Source organism: Asanoa iriomotensis (assembly GCF_016862515.1).
Taxonomy (GTDB): Bacteria; Actinomycetota; Actinomycetes; order Mycobacteriales; family Micromonosporaceae; genus Asanoa; species Asanoa iriomotensis.
In genome coordinates, this window is sequence record NZ_BONC01000013.1 from 43,733 (window position 1) to 66,937 (window position 23,205).

General features: G+C 70.3%; 14 protein-coding genes. 5 read left to right on the forward strand and 9 right to left on the reverse strand.

Annotation, left to right across the window (positions count from 1 at the left end; genetic code table 11):
• Positions 1-2,297 precede the first annotated feature (2,297 nt).
• The 4 genes from Air01nite_RS11745 to Air01nite_RS11760 all read left to right on the forward strand — a co-directional run bounded on the left by Air01nite_RS11745 (position 2,298) and on the right by Air01nite_RS11760 (position 11,173).
• The gene (locus tag Air01nite_RS11745) at positions 2,298-3,350 is read left to right on the forward strand and encodes a ParA family protein (RefSeq protein ID WP_275408196.1); all 1,053 of its coding nucleotides are present in this window, start codon (positions 2,298-2,300) and stop codon (positions 3,348-3,350) included.
• Positions 3,347-4,456, forward strand: coding sequence for a ParB/RepB/Spo0J family partition protein (locus Air01nite_RS11750; RefSeq protein ID WP_203702040.1), 1,110 nt, complete (start codon positions 3,347-3,349; stop codon positions 4,454-4,456). Before Air01nite_RS11745 ends, Air01nite_RS11750 begins: the two co-directional genes overlap by 4 nt.
• Positions 4,457-4,693: 237 nt before the next feature.
• A complete protein-coding gene (locus tag Air01nite_RS11755) occupies positions 4,694-5,650 on the forward strand; it encodes a hypothetical protein (protein ID WP_203702121.1) in 957 nt (318 codons plus the stop codon).
• A 4,980-nt stretch (positions 5,651-10,630) separates the two neighbouring features.
• Positions 10,631-11,173, forward strand: a complete 543-nt coding sequence (locus Air01nite_RS11760) for a GNAT family N-acetyltransferase (protein WP_203702122.1) — start codon at positions 10,631-10,633, stop codon at positions 11,171-11,173.
• Here Air01nite_RS11760 and Air01nite_RS11765 read toward each other — a convergent pair.
• The gene (locus Air01nite_RS11765; RefSeq protein WP_203702041.1) at positions 11,166-12,122 is read right to left on the reverse strand and encodes a D-alanine--D-alanine ligase family protein; all 957 of its coding nucleotides are present in this window, start codon (positions 12,120-12,122) and stop codon (positions 11,166-11,168) included. The genes Air01nite_RS11760 and Air01nite_RS11765 overlap by 8 nt on opposite strands.
• Before the next feature lie 8 nt (positions 12,123-12,130).
• Positions 12,131-13,447: an aminotransferase-like domain-containing protein gene (locus Air01nite_RS11770; RefSeq protein ID WP_203702042.1), complete on the reverse strand. Its 1,317-nt coding sequence runs from the start codon at positions 13,445-13,447 to the stop codon at positions 12,131-12,133.
• 270 nt (positions 13,448-13,717) lie between these two features.
• On the opposite strand from Air01nite_RS11770, the gene Air01nite_RS11775 reads away from it, so the two are divergent.
• A complete protein-coding gene (locus Air01nite_RS11775) occupies positions 13,718-14,374 on the forward strand; it encodes a GNAT family N-acetyltransferase (RefSeq protein WP_203702043.1) in 657 nt (218 codons plus the stop codon).
• A gap of 704 nt (positions 14,375-15,078) precedes the next feature.
• Here Air01nite_RS11775 and Air01nite_RS11780 read toward each other — a convergent pair.
• The 7 genes from Air01nite_RS11780 to murJ all read right to left on the reverse strand — a co-directional run bounded on the left by Air01nite_RS11780 (position 15,079) and on the right by murJ (position 23,147).
• Positions 15,079-16,263, reverse strand: coding sequence for an N-acetylmuramoyl-L-alanine amidase (locus tag Air01nite_RS11780; protein WP_203702044.1), 1,185 nt, complete (start codon positions 16,261-16,263; stop codon positions 15,079-15,081).
• Between the two features lie 133 nt (positions 16,264-16,396).
• Positions 16,397-16,720: a thioredoxin gene (gene trxA / locus Air01nite_RS11785; protein WP_203702045.1), complete on the reverse strand. Its 324-nt coding sequence runs from the start codon at positions 16,718-16,720 to the stop codon at positions 16,397-16,399.
• A gap of 97 nt (positions 16,721-16,817) precedes the next feature.
• Positions 16,818-17,771, reverse strand: coding sequence for a thioredoxin-disulfide reductase (trxB, locus tag Air01nite_RS11790; protein WP_203702046.1), 954 nt, complete (start codon positions 17,769-17,771; stop codon positions 16,818-16,820).
• A 120-nt stretch (positions 17,772-17,891) separates the two neighbouring features.
• Positions 17,892-18,806, reverse strand: coding sequence for an RsmA family anti-sigma factor (locus tag Air01nite_RS11795; protein ID WP_203702047.1), 915 nt, complete (start codon positions 18,804-18,806; stop codon positions 17,892-17,894).
• Entirely contained in the window at positions 18,803-19,486 is a 684-nt protein-coding gene (gene sigM, locus Air01nite_RS11800) for an RNA polymerase sigma factor SigM (RefSeq protein WP_203702048.1), read from the reverse strand. The genes Air01nite_RS11795 and sigM overlap by 4 nt, the downstream gene beginning before the upstream one ends.
• Before the next feature lie 43 nt (positions 19,487-19,529).
• A complete protein-coding gene (locus Air01nite_RS11805; RefSeq protein ID WP_203702049.1) occupies positions 19,530-21,101 on the reverse strand; it encodes a protein kinase family protein in 1,572 nt (523 codons plus the stop codon).
• A gap of 312 nt (positions 21,102-21,413) precedes the next feature.
• Positions 21,414-23,147 (reverse strand): murein biosynthesis integral membrane protein MurJ, encoded by a 1,734-nt coding sequence (gene murJ / locus Air01nite_RS11810; RefSeq protein WP_239090657.1) that lies wholly within the window; start codon positions 23,145-23,147, stop codon positions 21,414-21,416.
• Between the last annotated feature and the right edge of the window lie 58 nt (positions 23,148-23,205).

The window sequence follows — 23,205 nt, forward strand, 5'->3', positions numbered from 1 at the left end:
CGGCCGGCGCGGCGAAGCGGGCTCGCGCAGCACGGCGGACTTCGGCGCAGGAACCGATCGCTGTCGAGGGCTCAGGGCTCCACGACAAGCGCGCGAATCGGAGCGCCTTGGGTGCGGACGCCGATACCAACGCCACCGTTGCACGCCAAAGGTCCGCGGTGGGAAATCAGAGTGAAGCAGGGCGATCCGGCTCCAGCCGCTCAAGCGTTCGGCCCGCTGTTCGGCATTCCGAGCCTCGACTTGTCCCCGACGAATCAGATATCGCCGCTCCCCTACGGTCCCGGTCTCCCGGGTCCCCGAGCATCGAAGAACCAACCACGGCGTCGGGCGCGCCGCGAGGGCGCTCGCCACGTGCACGGCAGGCCACCGAACTCGCGGCCCAGAGCAAGCCCGCACGTCCTGGCACCCGACGGGGCGTCGTGGCAGCTGTAGCTGGTCCGCTGGACGATGCACCTGACTTCGTGTCAGATGCGCTCGTCGACGCTCCCCAGACAGGCAGGCCTTCGGCTCGCGACCGCGACGGTTCCTCGGCCGGGAGGGACCCTGAGCATGATCCGGCTGGCCAGCACAAGGCGCCGCGGCGTGCAGCCAGTCGAAATGGGTCCGGCAGCGAGGCGGCTGGGCGTGACACGGCCCGGCAGCACACGGCCCTGCGGCATGCAGCCGGCCGAGACTTGAGCGAGAGCGATGTGATCGCACGAGACGCCGGCGGTCGGGACGCGGTCGAGCGGGATGCCGGCGGGCGGGACGCGGTCGGGCGGGATGCCGGCGGGCGGGATTCGGTCAGGCGGAATTCGGCTAGGCAGCCCAAGGCGCCGCGGAATGCAGCTAGTCGAGATGCGGGCGCCAAGGATGTTGTCTTGCGAGACGCCGGCAGCCAGGAGGAGGTCGAGCTCGATGCGGTCGGCCCGGACGCGGTCAGGCGGGACAAGGCTAGCCAGGACGACGCTGGTGAAGGCGAGGCCCCGCGGAACGCAGCCAGGCGAAGCGTCGGTCGCCGGAAGACGGCTGGGCAGGACAAGGACGCGCGGACTGCAGCCGTTCGCGGCGTGGACAGTCGGGACGCGGTCGAGAGCGATGTGCGTCGGCGGGACGCGAGCGAGGCGGACGCGGTCGGCCGGAGTGCGGCTGTCCTGGCGGCAGACGCCCAAGACGCCGACGACCGGGAGGTCGCCGGGCGCGACGCGTCGGGGTCTGGTTCAGAGGCCCCACCGTCGGTGAGTGGGAAGCGCCGCGTTGTTCGGCGTCAGCGGCCTGGCGCTGATGACGGCCCGACTTGCTCCAAGGGCGAATCGGGTGGATCAAGTAATGGCAGAGGATCGCGCGATTCGAGTCGAGGTTCTGCGGTGTCTGGTTCGGTTATGCGGGGCGGTGAGCCGGCGGGGTCCGATCGCCGGAACACAACGGGCGGGGCTGGTCGTAAGGCTGCTAATTACGTGGAACGGACTAACGAAACTCATCAGGAGGACTCGGCCCGCCGGTCCGCGGCGGCACGGTCCACACCGGCGCAACAGCGGGCAAGCCGTGAAGGGCAGTCCGCTTCGTCGGACATGAAGCGAAAGGCCGGGAATCAGGGGCCCGGCGAGGCCGGCGTCCGGCCGGTGAGGCCGAGCAACAAGACGCCACGTACCGAGCCGGACCCGGAGGAGGCATCGGAGCAGAGCGCCAAGGCCGCTAGTCGGCGTGGCAACGTGTCAGGTTCCCGTCGCGTACCGGTGGGTGGGACGGGTTGGCCGCCGGTCGCGACGCCGCGGCGGGGTGGTTACCTGCGGCTCGTTGACGGGTTCCTGGTGTTTGTCCCTCCACACTCGGGTACCGAAAGCACCGACGACCCGAACAGCCGTGGCCTTGAACGGAGAACGGCCGTAGGCTGGCCGCGCGGCACCAGTGCGGAAGACGCGGCCGGGACGCACCCGCCCGCAGCGGCCGACCAGCAGCGCACCGCCTCGGCTGGGCCGGCCGGAGCGACGTCGCCGCCACACGCGATCACCTCGAGCTTCGGCGAAGCCGATACACCCCGAGCGGACAGGGACGACACCGTGCATGACAACGACGACCAGGACCCCGGCGCGACAGCGCCTCATGTTTCACGTGAAACCGGGCCCGATGGTTGGGCGGTCGGTAGGCGCGCGGCGGTCCCCGACACTGGTCTGCCCCACCCCCGCGTCGCGAGTGGACAGACAGAGCCGGTAGCTACCGCGTCAGACGGGTCCGGGACAGCGCCGCGTGTACCCCTCGCCGTACCATTCTCTAGCCCAGACAACGGCGGCGGCGCCGGCTATCAGGGTCGGCCCGATGTGGCCGAGCGCTCTCCCGCGCCGGCCCCACGTCCGCAACCAGCCCCTACCACGGATCGGGTCGATGTCGCTCCGCCCCGGCCCGCACCAACTCGGTCCGCTACGCCTACCGTTGCGCCCGAGGCGACCCCGGAGGAAGCGGTGACCGACGCGTACGTTTCACGTGAAACCCCTACACGTGAAGACGACGACCCGCCGTTGGCGATGGAAGCTCTACGCGCCGTCCAGATCCTGAATCCGAGCGGCGAGATCACCATGCCGCGCCCGGACCACACTCGGATCATGTGCGTCGCCAACCAGAAGGGCGGTGTGGGCAAGACCACGACCACCGTCAACCTGGCGGTGGGCCTGGCTCTGCACGGCAACCGCGTCCTGGTGGTCGACCTCGACCCGCAGGGCAACGCGTCGACCGGTCTGAACGTGCCCCATCACGCTGGCATTCCGGACGTGTACGACTGCCTGATCGACAACGTGCCGCTCTCGGACGTCGCCCAGGCGGTCGAGGGCATCCCGAACCTCTGGTGCGTACCCGCGACAATTGATCTTGCTGGTGCGGAGATCGAGCTTGTGTCCGTGGTCGCCCGTGAGTCCCGCCTGTCAAGGGCGATCGCCGCGCATCCGGGCACCTTCGACTACGTCTTCATCGACTGCCCACCGTCGCTCGGCCTCCTGACCGTCAACGCGCTCGTCGCGGCGCAGGAGGTGCTGATCCCGATCCAGTGCGAGTACTACGCCCTGGAGGGTCTCAACCAGCTGATCAACAACATCAATCTGGTACGGCAGCACCTCAACCCGACGCTCGACGTCTCGACGATCTTGCTGACCATGTACGACCGCCGCACCCGCCTCGCCGACGCCGTCGAACAGGACGTGCGCAACCACTTCGGCGACAAGGTGCTGCGCGCGGTCATCCCCCGCAACGTCCGGGTCTCCGAGGCGCCGAGTTATGGCCAGTCGGTCATGACCTACGATCCAGGGTCGCGTGGCGCCACCAGCTACTTCGAGGCGGCCCAGGAGATCGCTGAGCGTGGCGTCAAGGGAGGCAAGGCATGAAGAACCGTCCGAGGGGCGGTCTTGGACGCGGGCTGGGTGCGCTGATCCCCACCGCTCCGGCTCAGGCTCCGGCGTCGTCCGTCGCCGTCGCGCCGCCGCCGGTGGAGACCGAGACGGAGCCGGAGGCGCCGCCCGTTGCCAGCGCGCCGCCCGCGCAGGTGTCCGCTCCCCCGGCGGAGGCGCCGACGCCGCCACCCGTACCCCAGGATGAGGCTCAACCAGCGGCGAAGGCGGCTCCTCAGCCGGCGGCGAGCGACCCGGATCCGGACCTGGCGCCCGTCCCCGGCGCGCGGTTCGCCGAGCTGCCCGTCGACGCGATCGTGCCCAACGCGCGCCAGCCGCGGTCGGTCTTCGACGACGAGGCGCTCGACGAACTCAAGATCTCCATCCAGGAGGTCGGCTTCCTGCAGCCGATCGTGGTGCGCGAGACCGAGGAGGCCGGGCGCTACGAGCTCGTCATGGGCGAGCGGCGGTGGCGGGCCGCGCAGGCGGTTGGGCGGTCGACGATCCCGGCGATCGTCCGCGACACGCGGGACGACGCGATGTTGCGGGATGCGCTGCTGGAGAACATCCATCGGGCCAACCTGAACCCGCTGGAAGAGGCGGCCGCGTACCAGCAGCTGTTGGAGGAGTTCGGCGCGACGCACGAGGAACTGGCGCGTCGGATCGGGCGGAGCCGCCCGCAGATCTCCAACACGATTCGGTTGCTCAACCTGCCGGCGGTCGTACAACGGCGGGTTGCTGCTGGGGTGTTGTCGGCTGGGCACGCGCGTGCGCTGCTCGGGCTCGATGACGCGCAGACCCAGGAGGAGCTTGCGCACCGGGTTGTCGCGGAGGGTCTGTCGGTGCGGGCGACCGAGGAGCTGGTGACGCTCGCGCTCGCTGACGGTCCGGCGAAGCCGGCGACGCCGGCCAAGCGTCGGGTCAAGGCCGTGGCGCCGGCGCTGTCGGATCTGGCGGACCGGCTGTCGGACCGCTTCGACACGCGGGTCAAGGTGGAGCTCGGCCGCAACAAGGGCAAGATCTCGATCGAGTTCGCGACGGTCGACGACCTCGAGCGGATCGTCGGCATCATCGGGATGGGTGACGAGCCGCCTACGGAATGACCCCTCGTACGTCGAACGGCCGCGAGCCCCATTCGGGTTCGCGGCCGTTTCACGTGAAACGCGGATCCACTGAGGGCCAGAAGTTTTACACAGGCGTTGTCCACAGGCACCCCTCTGAAAGAGCGAAACCCCGTGTCGGAGGCGTTGTGGGCCTGTGGATGAACGAGTGGAGAGGGGGCCTCGACCGCCCGAAATGGGGAAGGACGGAGGCCCGCATCCTCCGATAGGGTCACCCTCGTGCCTCACTCCGCCGACTCGGTCCCCGCATACACCAAGTGGCCCTCCTTCCCGTTCGAGGGCGATCTGCGCGTCAAGAAGCTTGCCGACCCCGTCGACGCCGAGCCCCGGCGAAAGGGCGAAGACGCAGCGGACTGCGTCGCCTGCAACACCCCGGACGACGCCTACATCTGGGTGAGCGAGCGGTGGCGCGTACGCGCTATGGAGCGGCCGACCGGCCTGCCGATGGTGCTCATCCTGGAAGCCCGGTCGCATCTGGACCTGGGCGACCTCCCGAACCTGCTGGCCGCCGAGCTCGGGGTGATGACCGTCCGCCTGGAGCGCGCGGTGCGGTCGCTCGACGGGGTGGCCCGGGTGCACGTGAACCGGTGGGGCGACAGCTCGGCACACCTGCACATGTGGTTCCTGGCGCGGCCGTACGGGCAGCTTCAGCTCCGCGGGACGTTCCTGTCGCTGTGGGACGACATCCTGCCGCCCATCGCCGAGTCGGTGTGGCGCGAGAACCTGGCGTTGGTGGCGGCGTGGCTCGCGGAGTTCGGCGGCACGCCGTTGGCCGAGCCGCCGCACATCGAGTGGCAGGCGCCGTCGAGCCTGACGCCACAGTCGACACCGACGGTTGCCGCGGCGGCTGCGGCAACTTCCGCGGAGCCGTTGTCGGTCGCGATCGCGGAGGCGCCGGAGGGTGTGCCGGATGCCGTGTCGTCGGCTGGCCCGGCTAAGCCCGTGGGCAAGGCTGAGGTGGCGGCTGCACCGGTTGCTGTTGGGGTGGCGCCGGTCAACGGGGCGAAGAGCGAGGCTCGCGCGGCCGCCGCGGGTGCGCCCGCGGCGGCTGGCGGGCGGGCCGAAGGTGCGGCTGGTGGCGCTGGGGAGAAGGTCGCGGTGATCGAGGCGCCCGCGGCTGAGCCCGGACCGGCGCCGGCGGTTGTGGCGGGCTCGTCGAAGCCCACGAAGTCGTAGCGGTTCTCGGTCGTCGAAGCGCACTGGGCCTTGGCCCGGTGCGCTTTTGGTTTCCCGTGAAACATCGTCGGGCGGGGGGTCGGGTCGGCCGCTTCGACAGGCGGGGCTGCGCGAGGGCTCGAGGTTTGCAGCCGGCTCTCGATCTCATCGGCGTCGTTGGCGAGCGTCCTGTTGTCCGGCGCGGGCCCTATGGATGGCTTGCCCTTGAGGTTTCGGCGCGGTCCAGCCCCGGACCGTAGAGGTGGCTGCCGACGCTCCGCAATGAGGTCGGGGCTCTCGATTCCGTATTCGGTGTGGCGGCGAGGATTCAAACCGGAGGCGTCTCAGGCGACTGGCGAGTTTTGTGCCGGGTGGATGGTTGCCCTGCCGCCGACGGAAGGCCTTACGGACTTTGCAATCGCCCACCGCGACGGCGCGTCCAGAGGGCGGAGGCTGGCATTCCAGAGGCATTCGCCGTGGGCGCCTCCGTCCGGGCTCCGAGTGGTGGTTGCGAGAGGGCCGGCGAGCACAAGCGCGATCGGCCAAACGCTGCCGCCCGGTCGGAGGCTCCCGAGACGTTGCGGGAGGTGCCGGGCAGGTCCCTGCCCACCTGTGCTGCCGTCGCGACGAACCCTGTGGAGGACGCGTGTGTCGGCTGCTGGCTGGGACGGCCGGGTTGGCTGACCGAGTGGAAACTGGACCATCGCCAGGACTCGTCGAGTGTCGTGCGGGCAGATTCGCCGCGCGGGATGAGAGGCGCGCTCTTGCGTCCCGACGCCCGCCAGGCCAACAGTCCCGGCCGCTAGGAGCTCGACGAAAGAACCGCGACCCAGCCGTGGCCAAGCAGAGAGCCCGTGCGGCAGATCATCCCGCGGCCGGAGCGTCGCCCGAGGCCCGCGTTGTGAGAGCCCGGCGCCAGCGCGTCACAACGGAGAGGCTCGACCAAAGTCTGGTGAGGCTCCTCCCTAAACGAGGTGTCCATGCGACGCGAGCGACGAGATGTGGCAACCCGCCGGTCGTGGCAAGCACTTGGCGGCTGGGCGACCCGTGATCGCGATACCGGGCACCGTCGCCGAGAACGACACCGACTCGGCCCATCCTGAACGACGGATCTCGGCTGTGCCCGACCTTCTCGCCCGTGACACGAACTAACCCAGCCTTTGCCTTGAACGTAGCGTTCGGCTCGATGTCATCGTTCATCCGCACGCATGACGGCGTTTGTCCTATGTGGACCAATGGTGATCCATCGGCTTGCGGTCGCCGTCTTGGGCCAGATCGAGCAAGTTGGGTCAGTTCACTACTCCGACTATGTCGGCGCGCGATGCTTTGCTGCATGGGCCGGTCCCGCCGTGCATCAGGCTCTCGGCAGCGACGTCTTCCGGGCAACGTTGCCGAGGCACGGGCGCGTTGCAACCCATCGAGTCAATAGGTCTGCCCCTGCGGCAGGAGCGGGTGGTCGGCGACGAAATGGACGTCGGGTGGGACCGTCAGCGGCGACTGCGTGGCGGGTCCCAGCCCGGGTGGTTGACGTTGGTGGTTCGTGTGTCCGGGGGCGTCGACGGGTCATTGGCCTTTCTGCGGCGTGCCTACGCCGAGGCAACCGTCGACGCTCGGGAAGGCGCCAAAGTCACGCCGCCGCCAACGCGCTGGATTGGTCTCTGCCGCAGTGGGCGCCAACGACGTGGTTTCACGTGAAACATCGCGCAGCGCGGTCGAACCGGCCCGAGCCCGGCAGCGGGTCGTTCGGCTAGCCGGACCTATCGGTGCGTGTGGCTAACCGGACCGCCGCCACTGTCTGGCGACCCGTCGCCGGCGGGGAGATGGGTTGGCGGCGCGAGTCCGCAAGCGCTCGTCGGCGGCCCACCGCACGGACACGACGTGAGCAACGCATGCGGTGGACCACGACGCACGGCGGTGCCCGTGGCTCGACCGGCTAAAGCCGAAGCGCGTAACTAGTGGGCCGGCGCACCGTGGTCATCGGCGGCCGGCCCGCCTCCAGGCTCCCGGGCACCGAGGAAGTGGCGGCCCGGGGTAACCCGCAAACGACAACTCGGCGCGTGCCGCACCGTTGCTCTCTTCACTCTCGACGACCGTCCCGACGACGAGGTCGACGGACGGGCCCGGGCGCCGTCCCGGCCGACGGACGGGGGGCCTGGAGCGCCCTCTGCTGGTCGTGGCCGGACGGGGGCCCTGGCGCGGTCGACGGACGGGGCCTGGGGCGCCCTTTGCTGGTCGTGGCTGGAGGGCCCGTGCGCGGTCGCGGTCGACGGACGGGGGCCGAGGGGCGGCGTCTTCTGGTCGTGGCTGGAGGGGCCCGTGCGCGGTCGCGGTCGACGGACGGGGGCCTGGGGCGCCCTCTCCTGGTCGTCGCCCGACGGGCCCGTGCGTGGTCCCGGTCGACGGATGGGGGGGCCGCGGGCGGCCTCCTCAGTCGGCGGCGCCGACGAGAGCGTGTCGTTGCTCAGGCTGATGACCCGCCGATGGCGCGGGTGGTATTCGTTTGGGCGCCTCCGACGACGTGGGCGCCAACTGGCCCGTATGCGGCTCGTCGCGGCAGTTGCCGCGCTCCGGCCTTTGGGAGCCCAGCGCTACTGGGCCGATCCGCGATGTTTCACGTGAAACAGCGGCGCGCGCCACGGCCACACCAGCCCGCGCTCGTCGAGTTCGGTCGCACAGCCGGATTGCGGTCGAGAACGCCAGACTCGACAGGCGAACTCTGGACGGGTGCCGTCCGCGGCCAGATGGCAGCGAAGCGCGCGCCGCTGCGTCTTCGGGGAATGCCCGATCGCCTCTCTTGTCGCGGCTCGTGCCGGCCAGATCGGCAGGCGCCGACGAGTTCGAGGCGGGGCCAGCCTTCACTAGCGGTCGGTAGTGCTCGCGCGAGCGGGGGTCGAGCCGTCCTAAGAGTCGAACCTATCGCCCGCGATCACGAGGCTACGCGCGCATGGCGGGCAGGCGCGCATTGCGCGCCGGTCTTCGCCTGCCGCCGTCGGATGCATCTGCCTGCGGGCAGTGCCCTCGAATTCGTTCGGGCTCGGGGCCAGCAACTCCGTTTCCGTGCTCGGCGCCGGCTGTGGGAACTGTCGCAGGCGCAGGACTGGGAGCCGTTCGAGACGGCAGCCACTGGTTGCCGGAGCTGTACACCTTGGCTCGCTTCGCTGGCTGCGGGTCATGGTGCCGGCGCGTGGCCAAGTCCGCCTGGAGAGGCGGTCCGTTGGGCACCGGTGCCAACGGCACTCTCGTCATCACGCGGCTTGTGTCGTGACCTCGCGCCGCAAAGTTGGTCGCTCGTTGCGGCGCTGGTTTGTGAGGGCAACACACGGCACGCACCCAACCCGGCCCCGGCCTCAACGGTTCGGGGCTCAGTTCGGGCGGCGCCGGGCAGTTGCGTCAAGCAGGGGTCCGGCCCGTTGATTTCGCCGGGTCGTCTGCGCGCGCTGCTGCGAACTCGAGTTGGATGGGCGAAGGGACATCGAGCGCTTTGGCTGGCCAAGCTGTGTCCGTCCCTGTCCACGGTCCGCCGCTTCGCGGGCTAGGGTTCAAATCGCGAACGCCTAGTCCAGGTGGTCATCAACACGCTGGGGTCGTCGCTTGGCCAACGGATCTCGCCTGCCGGCCTCCCGCCTGCTTGCTGCTCGCGTTGGCGGCCACGACGCGCCGACGGGCGGCCACAGAACGACGGATCTGGCAACGCACGTCACCGTCCTTCGGACGCTCGTATCCGCCGCGGCTGTGCGCGGGCTGCCGTCGAAGTCCAGCATCGGTGGCGGTCCCATCGCCTTCCCGATAGCGACTCTGGTCGAGTCAGGGTGGGTGGTTCCCGTTGCGTTCGTCGTTGCCATATCGCCGCGCGCTGCGTCCGACGGGGGCTGATGGTCGCACGGACGCCGGGTCATGTCCTGCTCTGCTTCTTCCCATCCCCTGCTGGCGGCCGCGGCGCGCGTCGCAGCGCGGGGCCGACGATCCATCATCGATGGTGCGTCAGCGGTAACCCGCACCGACCTTAAGGAACAGGGTGCGAGGGTCCGCTCCGCCGGTGTCCTGCACAGCGGCCGCTCCACTGGCTCGGCATTCGGCCGCCTCTGCGTCAGACAGAGCCCGAATCGCGCGGCGAGATCCAGTGGGGCTGCGTGCGGAGCGGTGCGCGGTAGACGACTCGGTGGACGACCGCGGCGGCCGCGCCGGCGCGTCGAGCTTCCCGAGCAGCGATCTGGATCCCCGCCTGTCACGGGTCCGTACGACACGCTGAAACGGGTGCCGGTGACGGCACACCGGCGCTGAGCCAGCACCCTCAATCCGGCACTGTCGGCACGGGAGCGAGGCGGTCGTCGGGTTGGAAACGGCAACCATGGCGGCTGGCATCGACGTGCCGAGCATCGATCAGGAATCGCCCGACTGGGACAAGTCGACGGACCCGCCGGTCGGGATAGGACAATGCGGCCATGGCGCCGTAGCCGCTAAGCCGGCCCGATTGACCCTGGCAGCGTCGACGCCGCACGCGAAGCGTCGCGCGTCCGCGTGCCCACCCATGGCTCCCGACGTTGCACCCGTGAGCATCCCCGACCGCCGAGCTGATCGTGAGCGCCCCATGCTCGTTCCAACCCGAGGATCGGCGAGCCCCTGCCGGTCGCGAGATCACCTCATACTCCGTTCCGAAGCGGGACGTGCGTCGCGGCGACGACCGAGGGTGCCGCCCGCGCCGGCCACCGACGGCCGCGTCCCTGCTAGCTCAAGCCTCGAGAAGGACCGCACCCTCCACCCGGCCTGTGCCCCGACCCGAGCGGTGCCTCGGCGGGCGTGCCGCAACCAGCTCTCCTGCACCGCATCCTCGGCCCGCTGACGCTGCCCAGGACTCGGTAGGCGAGTCGTCGGCCCGTCAAGGAACACCACGAGCGGCCGAAGCCAAGCAGCACGGCGACGTCGCCGACCGCGCGGCCGTTTCACGTGGAACCGGCCAGCCTCCAACCCGACGAAGCGCGGACCCTCAAATCTTGGTTTCACGTGAAACGAAGCACCCTCAGAATTGGCAGAGTGCGGATCCGAGCGGCCCAACCCGAAGACCTCCCCACGCTCCAGGACATCGAGCGCGCAGCCGGCGAGATGTTCCGCGCCATCGGCATGCCGGAGATCGCAGACGACGACCCGCCGCCGCTGGCCGACCTGGAGCGACACCAACAAGAAGGAACGGCCTGGGTCGCCACGACCGAGACCAACGAGACCGTCGCCTACCTCATCGCCGACCACATAGACGCCGGCCTCCACATCGACCAGGTCTCAGTCCACCCGAACCACGGGGGCAAAGGAATAGGCCGCCAACTCATCGACCACGCCGCCGCAGCGGCCAGCACGAACGAGATCACAGCCCTGACGCTCACCACGTTCCGCGACGTCCCATGGAACGCCAGCTACTACGAACGCTGCGGCTTCAGAACGCTCGACGACTACGAGCTGACGCCAGACCTCACGGCGATCCGAAACCGAGAAGCAGACCACGGCCTCGACCGCTGGCCGCGCGTCACGATGCGCCGCCAGATGATCAGCTGACCCGCCCTGCGGCCCGCGCGACCATCTCCGCCAGCACCTTGCCGAAGTCCAACCCAGCCGCCTGAATAGCCATCGGCATCAGCGACGTCTCGGTCATCCCCGGCGCGACGTTGACCTCCAGCACCTGCGGCGCCCCAGACTCGTCGACGATCAGATCGACCCGCGACAGGTCCCGCAGACCAAGCGCGTTGTGCGCCGCCACGGCCGCCGAGGCGACGGACCGCGCCACCGGATCAGACAGGCGCGCCGGTGTGTGCCACGTCGTCAGACCGGCCGTATACCGCGCCGCATAGTCGTACACCCCATTGCGTGGCACGATCTCCACCGCCGGAAGCGCCTGCGGACCGTCGCCCAGGTCGATCACCGTGACCGCGACGTCCATCCCCGTGACGTACCGCTCCACCAGCGCCGTCGACCCGTACGCGAAGCAACCCACCATCGCCGCCGGCAGTGCGCTCTCGTCCCGGACCACCGCGGCGCCGAGCCCGGACCCGCCCTGCGCCGGCTTGACCATCAACGGCAGACCCAGCCGCGACGCGATCCGCTCGAGCACCGCGACCGCACCCAGCTCGGAGAACCGGTCGTGCGGCAACGCCACCCAATCGGGGGTCGGAATCCCGTGCTCGCGCAACACCGCCTTCGCCGACGGCTTGTCCCAGGCCAGCCGCGAGGAACGCGCGTCGCACCCGACGTACGGGACCTCGCAAAGATCAAGCACGCCCCGCAGCGACCCGTCCTCGCCGGTCGCCCCGTGCAGCGCGATCACCACCGCGTCCGGCGGGTCAGACCGCAGCGCCGGCAGCAGCGACACGTCGGCGTCGCGCTGTTGTGCGTCGATGCCGGCGCTACGCAGCGCGTCGATCACCCGGCGGCCAGATTTGAGCGACACGTCCCGCTCGTAGGACAGGCCGCCAGCGAGGACAAGGACGCGCAGATCGGTCGTACTCATAGGTCAGATCATGCCAAGTCAGGACCGGGAGTGTCGGATCCGGCCTGCCCACGGCGGCGATTGGCGACCGCGCTGATCGCGCCGAACACCTGCCGCATGGCGAGGTCCTGCTCCATGACACCCGCGAGCCGCCGCACGCCCTCGCGGATCCGCTCCGGCGACGGGAACGAGAAGTTGAGCCGCATGTTGCCGCCACCGGTGCCGTCCGCGTAGAAACCGGTCCCCGGCACATAGGCAACACGTGCCGCGATCGCCCGCGGCATCATCGCCTTCGAGTCGAGCCCGGGCGGCAGCGTCGCCCAGACGAACAGGCCGCCGCTGGGCCGGGTCCAGGTCGTCCCGGCCGGCATGAGGTCGGCGAGCGACTCCAGCAGGGCATCCCGCCGCTCCCGGTAGACCTCGCGGTAGGTCTTTATCTGCTCCCGCCACGGCATAGTCGACAGGTAGGTGGTCACCGCCGCCTGTGCGTACGCGCTCGGGCAGAGAATTTGCGACTCCGACGCGATCACCAGCTTCTCGCGAACCGCGTGCGGCGCGAGGATCCACCCCACGCGCAGACCGGGCGCGAACGTCTTCGAGAACGTCGAGAGGTAGAAGACCCCCTCGCGGCGCCGCGCCCGCAACGGCAGCGGCGCCTCGCCGTCGAAGGACAGCTGACCGTACGGGTCGTCCTCGACCACCAGCAGCCCGGCCCGCTCGCAGATGTCGAGCACCTGGTCACGCCGCTCGTCGGTCATGGTCACGCCGGCCGGGTTCTGATATGTCGGGATCGTGTAGAGGAACTTCGCCCGGCGCCCCGACCGCGCGACCTCGGCGATGGCCGCCTCAAGGGCGGCGGGGATCAGCCCGTCGTCGTCCATCGCGACGTGCACGACCTGGGCCTGCGCCGACTGGAAAGCGCCCAGCGCGCCCACGTAGGTCGGACCCTCGGCGAGCACCACGTCGCCGGGGTCGAGAAAGAGCCGGGACACGAGATCGAGGGCCTGCTGGCCCCCGACGGTGACAACGACATCGTCCGGCGAAGCGCCGGCGGCCGCGTCAATGCCGGAGAGCGCCATCACCTCGCAGATCCGCTCCCGCAGCTCGAGCGTGCCCTGCCCGATGCCGTACTGCAGAGTGCTCGTCCCATGATCAGCGGCCAGGCTGCCGAGCATCTCCCCGACGGCGTCCAGCGGAAGAGCGGCGATGTATGGTGCACCACCGGCGAGCGAGACGACCTCGGGACGGCTGGCGACGGCGAACAGAGCGCGAATCTCCGATGCCGTCATGCCGCGAACCCGCCGCGCGTAGCGGTCGGTATAGTCGTCGAGCGTCGTCCCGGTCATGCCCTACCTCGCCTTCGGGCGCATCGCTGGTTGGTTGATGTTAGACCGCGGGGTCGAAGACCACCTTCGGGTTACCCGAGCGCAGTCCATATCGCGGAATCCTGGGGTCCCCCGGCAGGTCAGACCCCGGACGCGCGATGCCCGACCTCTCCCCTCCTGCGCGGTTCCGGCGTACGATCGCTGGTTGGGGGCAAGGCGGGCGACACACACGACCTCCACCGTGCTCCGATAACCGTGATCCGGCAAACGAGCGGTTTTCGAGGTTCCGCGATGTCACGTCGTCTGGTGAGCTTGACTCTCGACACTCTGGAAGATCTGCCGCGCCCGTGCAGGCAGTGCGTCTACTGGGAACTCGACCCGGTCTCGGCCGAGCGCGCGTGCGCCGCCGGTGACCCGGGCCTGGAAAAGGAGGCCTGGGTCTCGCAGACCCTCCTCGAATGGGGTTCGTGCGGCAAGCTGATCTACGTCGACGGCATGCCCGCGGGTTTCGTCATGTTCGCCCCGCCGGCTTACGTCCCCCGCTCGATGGCCTTCCCGACCTCCCCGGTCTCGGCAGACGCCGCCCTCCTGATGAACGCCCACGTGGTCACCGCCTTCGCCGGCGGCGGCCTGGGCCGCATGCTGGTCCAAGGCGTGGCGCGCGACCTCATCAAACGCGGCATCAAAGCAATCGAGGCCTTCGGCGACGCGAAGTTCGGCGACGCCCCCGACGAGCCTGGTTGCCTCGCTCCGGCCGATTTCTTCCTTTCCGTCGGCTTCAAGACCGTTCGTCCGCATCCGCGTTATCCCCGGTTGCGCCTGGAGCTGCGCACGGCCTTGTCGTGGAAGTCCGACGTCGAATACGCGTTGGAAAAGCTGCTCGGCTCGATGAGCCCGGAAAGCATCCTCCGCCCGGTCCGCCCGGCGACCCGCACAAGCAACGGCTGACCCAAGCGAAACCCGAAGATCAAGAGGCGGTCCCGGGTCCGCCGGGCGCACGACCGTCGCTCCCGCCGGGCACCGCTCGCTCCGCTTCGCTGCGACGCCCGCGCAACACAACCAAACCCAACCCTGGCTGACAGCGCCGCTCTGCGCGATCGCCCAGGCCGGCGGGCCGCACCATGCGGCCGATGGGGGGCGTCCCCCGTGATCGAGCGCTGCCGACAGTCGCCCGCGCGTCGTGACCCCGGACTCCCAGACGGTTGCGGGTGTTGCCGCAACCAGCCGGGACGGGGAGGTGCAGGTGTTGCCGTAACGGTCGGGACGGCGAGATGCCGCTGTTGCCGCAACGGTCGGGACCGGGAGGTGGAGTGTTTGCCGCAACGGTCGGGCCGCGAGATGGGCGTGTTGCCGCAACCGGTCGTCAGCGTGAGGTCCGGGTGTTGCCGCAACGGGTGCGGGCGAAGCAGACCCTGAGCCAGCGCGCGCGGTTGGCCCCGAGCGATCTCAGACGGCCGTCAGCGGATCGGCCGGCGCTGCGACGCACCGTCCTGCGAACTGGCGTGTTGCCGCAACAGTCCACGACGCGCGGGTGAGGGGTTGCCGCAACAGGCAACGCGCGCCGAGTGCAGGTGTTGCCGCAACAGGCGGTCGGCTCGGACGCCGAGCCAGCGAATCAGTCGGCCGGGTGAGCGGACCTGCCGGGCCGAGCGTCAGGCCGTCGCGTGGGCGGCGGCGATCGCGGCGCGGAGTTCGCGTACGTCGATCGAGCCGGTCGGGACGTCCTGGTCGATCGGGTAGTACATCCGCTGCACAGCGGCCACCACCGCCTCCACCACCGTGTCCCGGAAGCGCGGATCCACCAGCTTCTCCCGGTCGATCGGCGACGTCAGATAGCCGACCTCGACCCGCACCGCCGGCATTTTGGTCAGGCGCAGCAGTTCCCACGTCTTCGCGTGGGTCTGGCAGTTGCGCAACCCCGTCCGTGCCACGATCTCCCGCTGGACCAGGCCCGCCAACCGCTCGCCCACCGTCGAAGCCGCGCCGTGGTTGGTGCCGTAGTGGTACGTCGCCACCCCGTCCGCCGACGGGTTCGCGTGGCCGTCGATGTGCAGCGAGATGAATAGATCACCGCCGAGCTCGTTCGCGAGCTGCGCCCGCTCGAGGTCGGTCAGCTCACCGGCGGGAGCCGGCCCGCGGGTCAGATGCACCCGCATCCCGGCGGCGGCGAGTCGGCCCTCCAGCCGCGCCGCCATGTCGAAGGCCAGCTCCGCCTCGGTCCACCGCAGCGCGCCCGACGGCACCACCACGCCCGGGTCCGGGCCGCCGTGACCCGGGTCGACGATCACCGTCTTGCCGACCAGGTTGGGGCCCGAGTGCCGGAACGCGTCCGACTCGCGCAGCCACTGCGGGCGGCCGCCGGTCACCTTGCGGCCCAGCCGGCGCAGGGCGTGCATCGTCTGTGGGCCGCAGGCCCCGTCGGGCGCCAGCCCGACCTCACGCTGGAACTGGGCCACCGCCCGGGCGGTACGGGCGCCGTAGACACTGTCCGCGCGCCCGACGTCGTACCCCATCTCGAGCAGTCGTTCCTGCAGCGTCCGCACGTCCTCGCCGGTCAGCGGGTCGGGGATGGCCTGGTAGAGCGTCCGGGAGCCGAGGCGCCAGCGCGCCGCGACCAGGGCCCGCCAGGTCTCCGCACCGACCGCGCCGTCGCTGCTGAGGCCGCGGCTCTGCTGGAACGCCCGCACCGCCTGCTCGGTCACCTCGTCGAAGTCGCTCGACTCGAACTCCGAGCCCGGCGTGGTGGCGTGCGCGCCCGGGATCAGCCCGAGGCCGACGAGGATGCCACGGATCTCGGTGACCGCGGGACCACGGTCTCCACGTCGGACAACACGCACGGACTACCTCCTCCGGGTGACGCAAGCCGCGCTTCCGGAGCCTATCGTGGCCGCCTGGCCAGGGCCGGAAGGATCGTGAGACGACGCCGCCCCCGCATCGCGGCGATGCGGGGGCGGGTCGAGGAACTGAAGGTCAGAACGCGGCCTCGATGAGCTTGACCAGGTCACCCTTGGGTCGGGCGCCGGCCACGGACTGCACGGGCTCGCCGCCCTTGAACACGGTGAGTGTCGGCACCGACATCACGCGGTAAGCGCGCGCGGTCTCCGGGTTTTCGTCGATGTTGAGCTTGACGATCCGGACCTTGTCGCCCATCTCGTTGGCGATCTCCTCGAGCAGCGGCTCGACCTTGCGGCAGGGCGCGCACCATTCGGCCCAGAAGTCGACGAGTACGGGCGTGTCCGCCTGCAGAACGTCGTTGACGAAGTTGGCGTCCGTCACCGACTTGGTCGCTCCCACCTGAAATCCTCCTCCGGGCCAACGATTGCTGAAACAAGTATGTAGTTTCCGGGAACGCCCGGCGGCATGTCGTGTCCGGACTCACGCCGGCGGAAAATCAGACTTCCAGGGCGGCGATGAACCGTTCGGCGTCGAGCGCTGCGGAGGTCCCGGTGCCGGCGGCCGTGATTGCCTGCCGGTAGGTGTGGTCGACCAGGTCGCCCGCCGCGAACACGCCCGGCAGGGTGGTGTGCGTGGTCGGCGACGCCACCTTGACGTAGCCGTCGTCGTCCATGTCGATCTGGCCGCGGAACAGCTCGCTGCGCGGGTCGTGGCCGATCGCCACGAACACCCCCGCGACCGCCAGCTCCTTGGCCGTGCCGTTGTGCACGTTGTGCAGCTTCACGCCGGTGACCTTGCCGTCGTCGCCGAGGATCTCGGTCACGACCGAGTTCCACTCGACCTTGATCTTCGGGTTGGTCAGCGCCCGCTGCGCCATGATCTTGCTCGCGCGGAACTCGTCGCGGCGGTGGATGATCGTCACGTTGGCGGCGAAGCGGGTGAGGAAGCTCGCCTCCTCCATCGCGGAGTCACCGCCGCCGACGACCACGATGTCCTGGCCGCGGAAGAAGAAGCCGTCACAGGTGGCACACGACGAGACGCCGTGACCCAGGTATTCCTGCTCGCCCGGCACGTTGAGCGGCCGCCAGGCGGAGCCGGTGGCGAGGATGACCGCCTTGGCGCGGTAGACCGTCTCGCCGACGTAGACCGCCTGGGTCACGCCGGAGCCGAGCTGCCCGCTGTCGACCAGCTCGACCCGGGTCACGTCGTCGGTCAGGAACTCGGCGCCGAAGCGCTCGGCCTGCTTGCGCATCGCGTCCATGAGCTCAGGACCCAGGATGCCGTCCGGGAAGCCCGGGAAGTTTTCCACCTCGGTGGTGGTCATCAGGGCACCACCCGACTGCACACCCTCGATCACCAGGGGGTTCAGGTTGGCTCGGGCGGCGTACACCGCGGCCGTGTAACCGGCCGGACCGGAGCCGATGATGATCAAGTTGCGGACTTCGTCCACTGCCGTCTCCCGAAGTTATGGCGTTCCTCGCACCTGGAAGAACGTCATGGTACGAGGCAAGGATTCCCGTGCGTGGACAACCTCACGCCGCGCGTCCGGTCTGTCCGGAGGCGTCACTTGTCACCCTACTCGGGAACGGAACAGCTCGTCCGTGCCGCCCGGTCCGCAATCCGGGCCGACCGCCCAGCCCCAGCGGGCACTGGCCGCGTCGGTGAAGAACACGATCAAGGCAGGGCGGCCTTGGTACGAGGCGAAGTCCGCGGCCGTGACGTTGATCGGCCCCTGGCCGTGCTCGCGAGCGATCGCGTCGACGCAGATCGCCAGCGCCGCCGCCATGCCGAGCCGGGCCAGCTCCGGGCTGAGCGCCTGGCTGCGGAACTGGTCGTCACCACCGGCCTGCGTCGCCGCCGCCGACTTGTGGGTCCCCGGCGTCGAGTAGGCCTGCATTAGGCCGGCGAAGCCGGAGGCAACCGTGGAACTGTCATAGTCGGTCCCGGTGCTGAACTTCGGAACGGTCAGCGCCTCGGGCACCGCGGCCGAATCCGCAGCGCCCCCGGCCGCGGACTCGGCGACCGTCGCGTTGTCGCGGGCCGACTGACTGATCCACAAACCTCCGAACGCCGCGACCAGCACCGCCACCACCGCCGGCGCCGCCCAGGTGATCCAGCGCGCCCGCCGCCGCGCCGCCGCCGTCGCGCGAGGCCGGCCGGGCGGGCTGCCACCCTCGGGCCGGCGCGCACGGGGCGCCCGGTTGTCACGGGCGGGGCCGACGTCAGGCGCCCCAGCAACCCCCGAAGAGGCCGGCAGCGCCGCCAGCAGCCGCGCGGCAACCTCATCAGGCATGGGTTCGGCAGTAGCCGACGCGAAGCTGGTCAGATCGTCGGCGGTCGCCGCGAGCGCGGTGACCAACGCCGCGTGCTCCGCGCCCCAGACCGGATCGGACACGACCAGCGCGGCCACCCGCGACTCGTCAGGGGTGCCCGCGAGCGCGCCGCCGACGTAGTCGGCCAGCAGGTCGAAGTCGACCTCGCTCATGACACCCCCTCTCCGCTGCTGTCGGTCACTGATCGGACGTCACCGCCGGGCGGCCGGTTCCGTGCGGTGGCGGACGGCACGCCGGCACCGCCTGTGCCCGGCCGCAGGTGGCCGAGCAGCAGCGCCATCCGCGCGCGCCCCCGCGAGCACCGGCTCTTCACGGTCCCTTCGGCGACACCGAGCAGCACGGCCGCCTCGGCGACCGGATAGCCCTGGACGTCGACCAGCACCAGCGCCGCCCGTTGGTCCTCGGGCAGCCGGGCCAGTGCCTGCCGCACCACCAGCGCCGTGTCATGGTCGGTGACCGGGGCCGCGGGCTCGACGCCGGTCGGCCGGTCGGGGTCGGCGTTGCCGTCCGGGAGCGGCACGGTCGGGTGGGCCTGGCGCCGCCGGATCCGGTCGAGGCAACAGTTGACGACGATCCGGTGCAGCCAGGTGGTGACCGCCGAGTCACCGCGGAACCGTGGTGCCGCCCGGTGCGCCGAGAGCAGCGCCTCCTGCAGGGCGTCGGCCGCGTCCTCGCGATCGCCAAGGGTGCGCATCGCCACCGCCCACAGCCGGTCGCGGTGCCGGCGGAACAGCTCGGCGAACGCGTCCTGGTCACCCGCGACGTGGGCGCGCAGCAACGCCTCGTCGTCTGGCACGTCGAGGGAGTCGGGGTCGCGCCGGCCGGCGGTCACGGCTGCACCTTATCGTCGCCGCGCTATGCCCCGCGGGCCGGAATCACCCCTCGGCCTGTACCGCGATCTCCTGGATCTCCAGGCGGAGCTTGCCCTCGGAGGTCTGCGGGAGCTTGGTGAACCAGATCAGCAGGTACTGGTGCTTCTGGTCCGGCGGGAATCCGCCGAACGTCAGCGTCGTCGCCTCGTGGTTCTCGATCGGCTCGCCGATGCGGGTCTTGTAGTCGGTGAGGATCTTCTTGTCACCCGCGCTGGTGTTGCCGCTGTCGCCCTGACCGGTGAACAGCTCGGCCGACGCGCCGGTCGCGGACAGGTTGACCTGCACCGAGGTGACGTCGGTGGGCTCGGCGAACTTGATCAGCACGCCCATGCCGGACTTGTCGCCGAACGGCAGGTTCTTGTAGGTGTCGCTCTCCCAGGCGGTGTCCCGCTTGCCGTCGACCATCAGCGCCGCGTCACCGAGCTCGGTGCGGTCGCCGTCGGGGTCGACGATGCGGACCTGGTCACGGGTGAGGGGCACGGCCTTCGGCGCGGCCGGCGCGGTGGTGCCACCGGTCGGCTGCTCGGTCGTGGTGGCCGCGGCGCCACCCGGCCCCGGGGCCGCGTCGTTGGAGTCGCCGCGGTCGGCCAGCACGCTGATGCCGAGCAGCAGGCCGACGGTGGCGATGACCAGCAGGCTGGCCACCCCGATGATCAGCTTGCGGCGGGTCGCCGGCGGCTGCTCGGGCAGGCCCTCCTCGATCGCGGAAAAGCGCAGGGGGCCGGCGTCGACGATGAACGGCTCTTCGGCCGCCACGTCGAGCCGGTCGAGCTCGGCGGCCAGCACGTCCGCCGACGGCAGCGCGAGGCGCTCGTCGAGCAGGTCCATGGTCAGGTCGTCGAGGTACGCCGGCACGCCGGCGCGGACCATCCGGGGCGCCGCGATCGCGCCGGAGCCGTCGCGCACCGCGTCGGGCAGCGACGACGGGCCGACCTCGGCGTGCGGCCAGTGCCCGGTCAGGGCGAAGTAGAGGATGCCGCCGATCGCGCGGACGTCGGTGTCGGGTGTGTCGCCCTCGGTCGCGCGCGCGTCGGCCAGCACGACCCGGCTGTCGTCGGCGACCATCACCGTGCCCGGGTGGACGTTGCCGTGCACCATGCCGGTGGCGTGCACGGCGGCCACCGCGCTGGCCACGGCGTGTGCGATGGAGGTGGCCCGCTCGGCGTCGAGTGGCCCCTCGACCACCAACTCCCGCAGGGCCTCGCCGTCGATCCACTCGCGCACGACATATGCGCGGGACTCCTCGTCGATCGCGTCGTAGACGCCGGCGAGGTTGGGGTGGATGACCCGGCTGGCGGTCACCGCGGCCTGGAGCATCTCCTGCGCGGAGTCGCCGCCCGGGTAACGCAGCACGACCGCCACCGGCCGCCGCAGCACCACGTCGACGCCCTGCCAGACCTGGCGGCCGGCGGCGTCGTCGTTGATGTGCTCGGCCAGCTCATAGCGGTCCGCGAGCACCTCCCCGACATGCGGTGCCCCGACGGTCAGCACGGGCGGTGTGGTGGCCTCCTCGGCCTCCTGGCCCTCGCCGACCTGGGTCACCGGTCCTCCTTCGGTGCTCTTCTCGCTCGCCATGCTGACTCGCTCGCCGTCTCGCAGTCACCCCGGGGCAGCGCGCTGCGCCCCGTGTGAACCGAAGGGGCGGCGCCACCTCAATAGCGTAGGGGCTCGGCGCATCTGTCGGGAGCGACCTTACCTGGGACCGACCACACCTCCACAGGCCACGTTCACCCGTCATCGAGGACTCACCGTGTGCCCTGAGCACTGCGAATGGCATCAAATCAGCCTTTGCAGCGACATGCTGAGAACCCGAAAAACGTACGATTTGCTATTCGGCGAGTCGCGATGCGAGCCGTTGACCAGGTTCGGAACCGCCCGACCAAGCCGCTAGCGGGCGAATCCCAGCCGCCGCCGGACCATACCGACCACACTGGTCACCTCGGTGATCCGCAGCGCCATCGCCAACCCGAGGTAGCTCAGGCAGATCGCGCCCCCGCCGACCACGAGCCGGGCCAGGGCGATCATCCGGTCGGCGGAGTCGTCGTCCGGCAGCAGGGCGAGCACCAGGTAGCCCACCAGCGCCGCGCCGACGGCCGCGACCAGCACCTTGCCGAACGTCGCCATGATCCGCCCGGCCCCGATCGGGCCGATCCGGCGGCGCAGCAGCATCGCGAACACCACCGCGGCGGCCACGTAAGAGACTGCGTTGCCGAACATCAGGCCGGCCGCGACGGTCGAGGTGGACAACACCAGGAACAGCCCCACCTGTACGAGCACCCGCAGCGCGACCACCGGAATGTTGACCAGCGCCGGCGTCCGGGTGTCGGGCAGGGCGTAGAAGGCGAACGTGAACAGCTGGCTGATCGCGAACGGCACGAGCGCGAGGGCACCGGTGGCCAGCACCACTCCCGTGTCCGTCGCGTTGTCCGACGTGAACGCCCCGTAGTGGAACAGGATCACCGAGAGGGGGTACGAGAGCACGGCGTAACAGACCGCGATCGGCGCGAGCACCGCGGTGACCGTCCGCGTTCCACGTGAAACGTCGTCCGCGAAGTCGTGATAGCGCCCCTCGGCCGCCGCCGCGCTCATCCGGGGCAGCAGCGCGGTGATGATCGAGACCGCGATGATCCCGTGCGCGGTCATCACCAGCAGGAAGACGTTGTTGTAGATCAGCGGGCCGGGGTCGCCCTTGGCGCTCGCCGCGTTGGCCAGCTTGATGACCACGATCAGGCCGAGTTGGCTGACCGCGACGTAACAGAACATCCAGCCGCCGAGCTGGCCCAGCTCGCGCAAGCCCAGCTCGCGCCACTGGCCGCGCCACCGGTAGTGGAAGCCCACCTTGCGCAGCACCGGGACCAGCCCGGCGACCTGGACGATGATGCCGAGCAGGGTGCCGCCGCCGACCAGCAGGATCATCGTGGCGCTCATGTCGCCCGAGGCCAGGTCCTCGCGGGCGCCGTACACGGCGATGAAAAGCCCGAACGAGGCGATCACGATGATGTTGTTGAGGATGGGCGTGAACATCGGTGCGGCGAAGTGGCCGCGCACGTTGAGGATCGCGCTCATCAGTGCCGACAGCCCGCTGAAGAAGATCATCGGCAGCATCAGCAGGGCCAGCAGGTTGATCAGGTTGCGGGTGTCGCCCGACGTGTCGCCGTCGATGTAGAGCAGGGTGAGCAGCGGTGCGGCCAGCACGGCGAGCACGGTCGCCACGAACAGGGCCACCACGGCCAGGCTCAGCAGCCGCTGGGTGTAGAGCTCGCCCCGGTCGTGGTCGGTGTCCCGCCGGCGGACCAGCACCGGGATCAGCACGCTGGTCAGCACGCCGCCCAGGAGAAACTCGAACACCATGCCGGGCAGGATCTGAGCTGTCGTGTACGCGTCGCCGACCGCGGTGCCCAGCGCGGCCGAGATCACCAGGGTGCGAAGAAAGCCCGTACCCCTGCTGACCAGGCTGCCGACCGCCATGATGGCGCTGTTGCCGGCGGCGCTCCCGCCGTCGGAAGATGGTTGCTCGATCGCCGGCGGACCCGCCGGCGGCGGTATGTCGACCGGATCAGCCCGGACGATGCCCTCGCCGCCGTGCGCGGCGTGCGCGCTCCGGTAAAGGCCGCTGCTCACGGGACCTCCAGACGAGGGAAACGACGTACGCCCGACCCTAACCTGGCGAACACAGCCC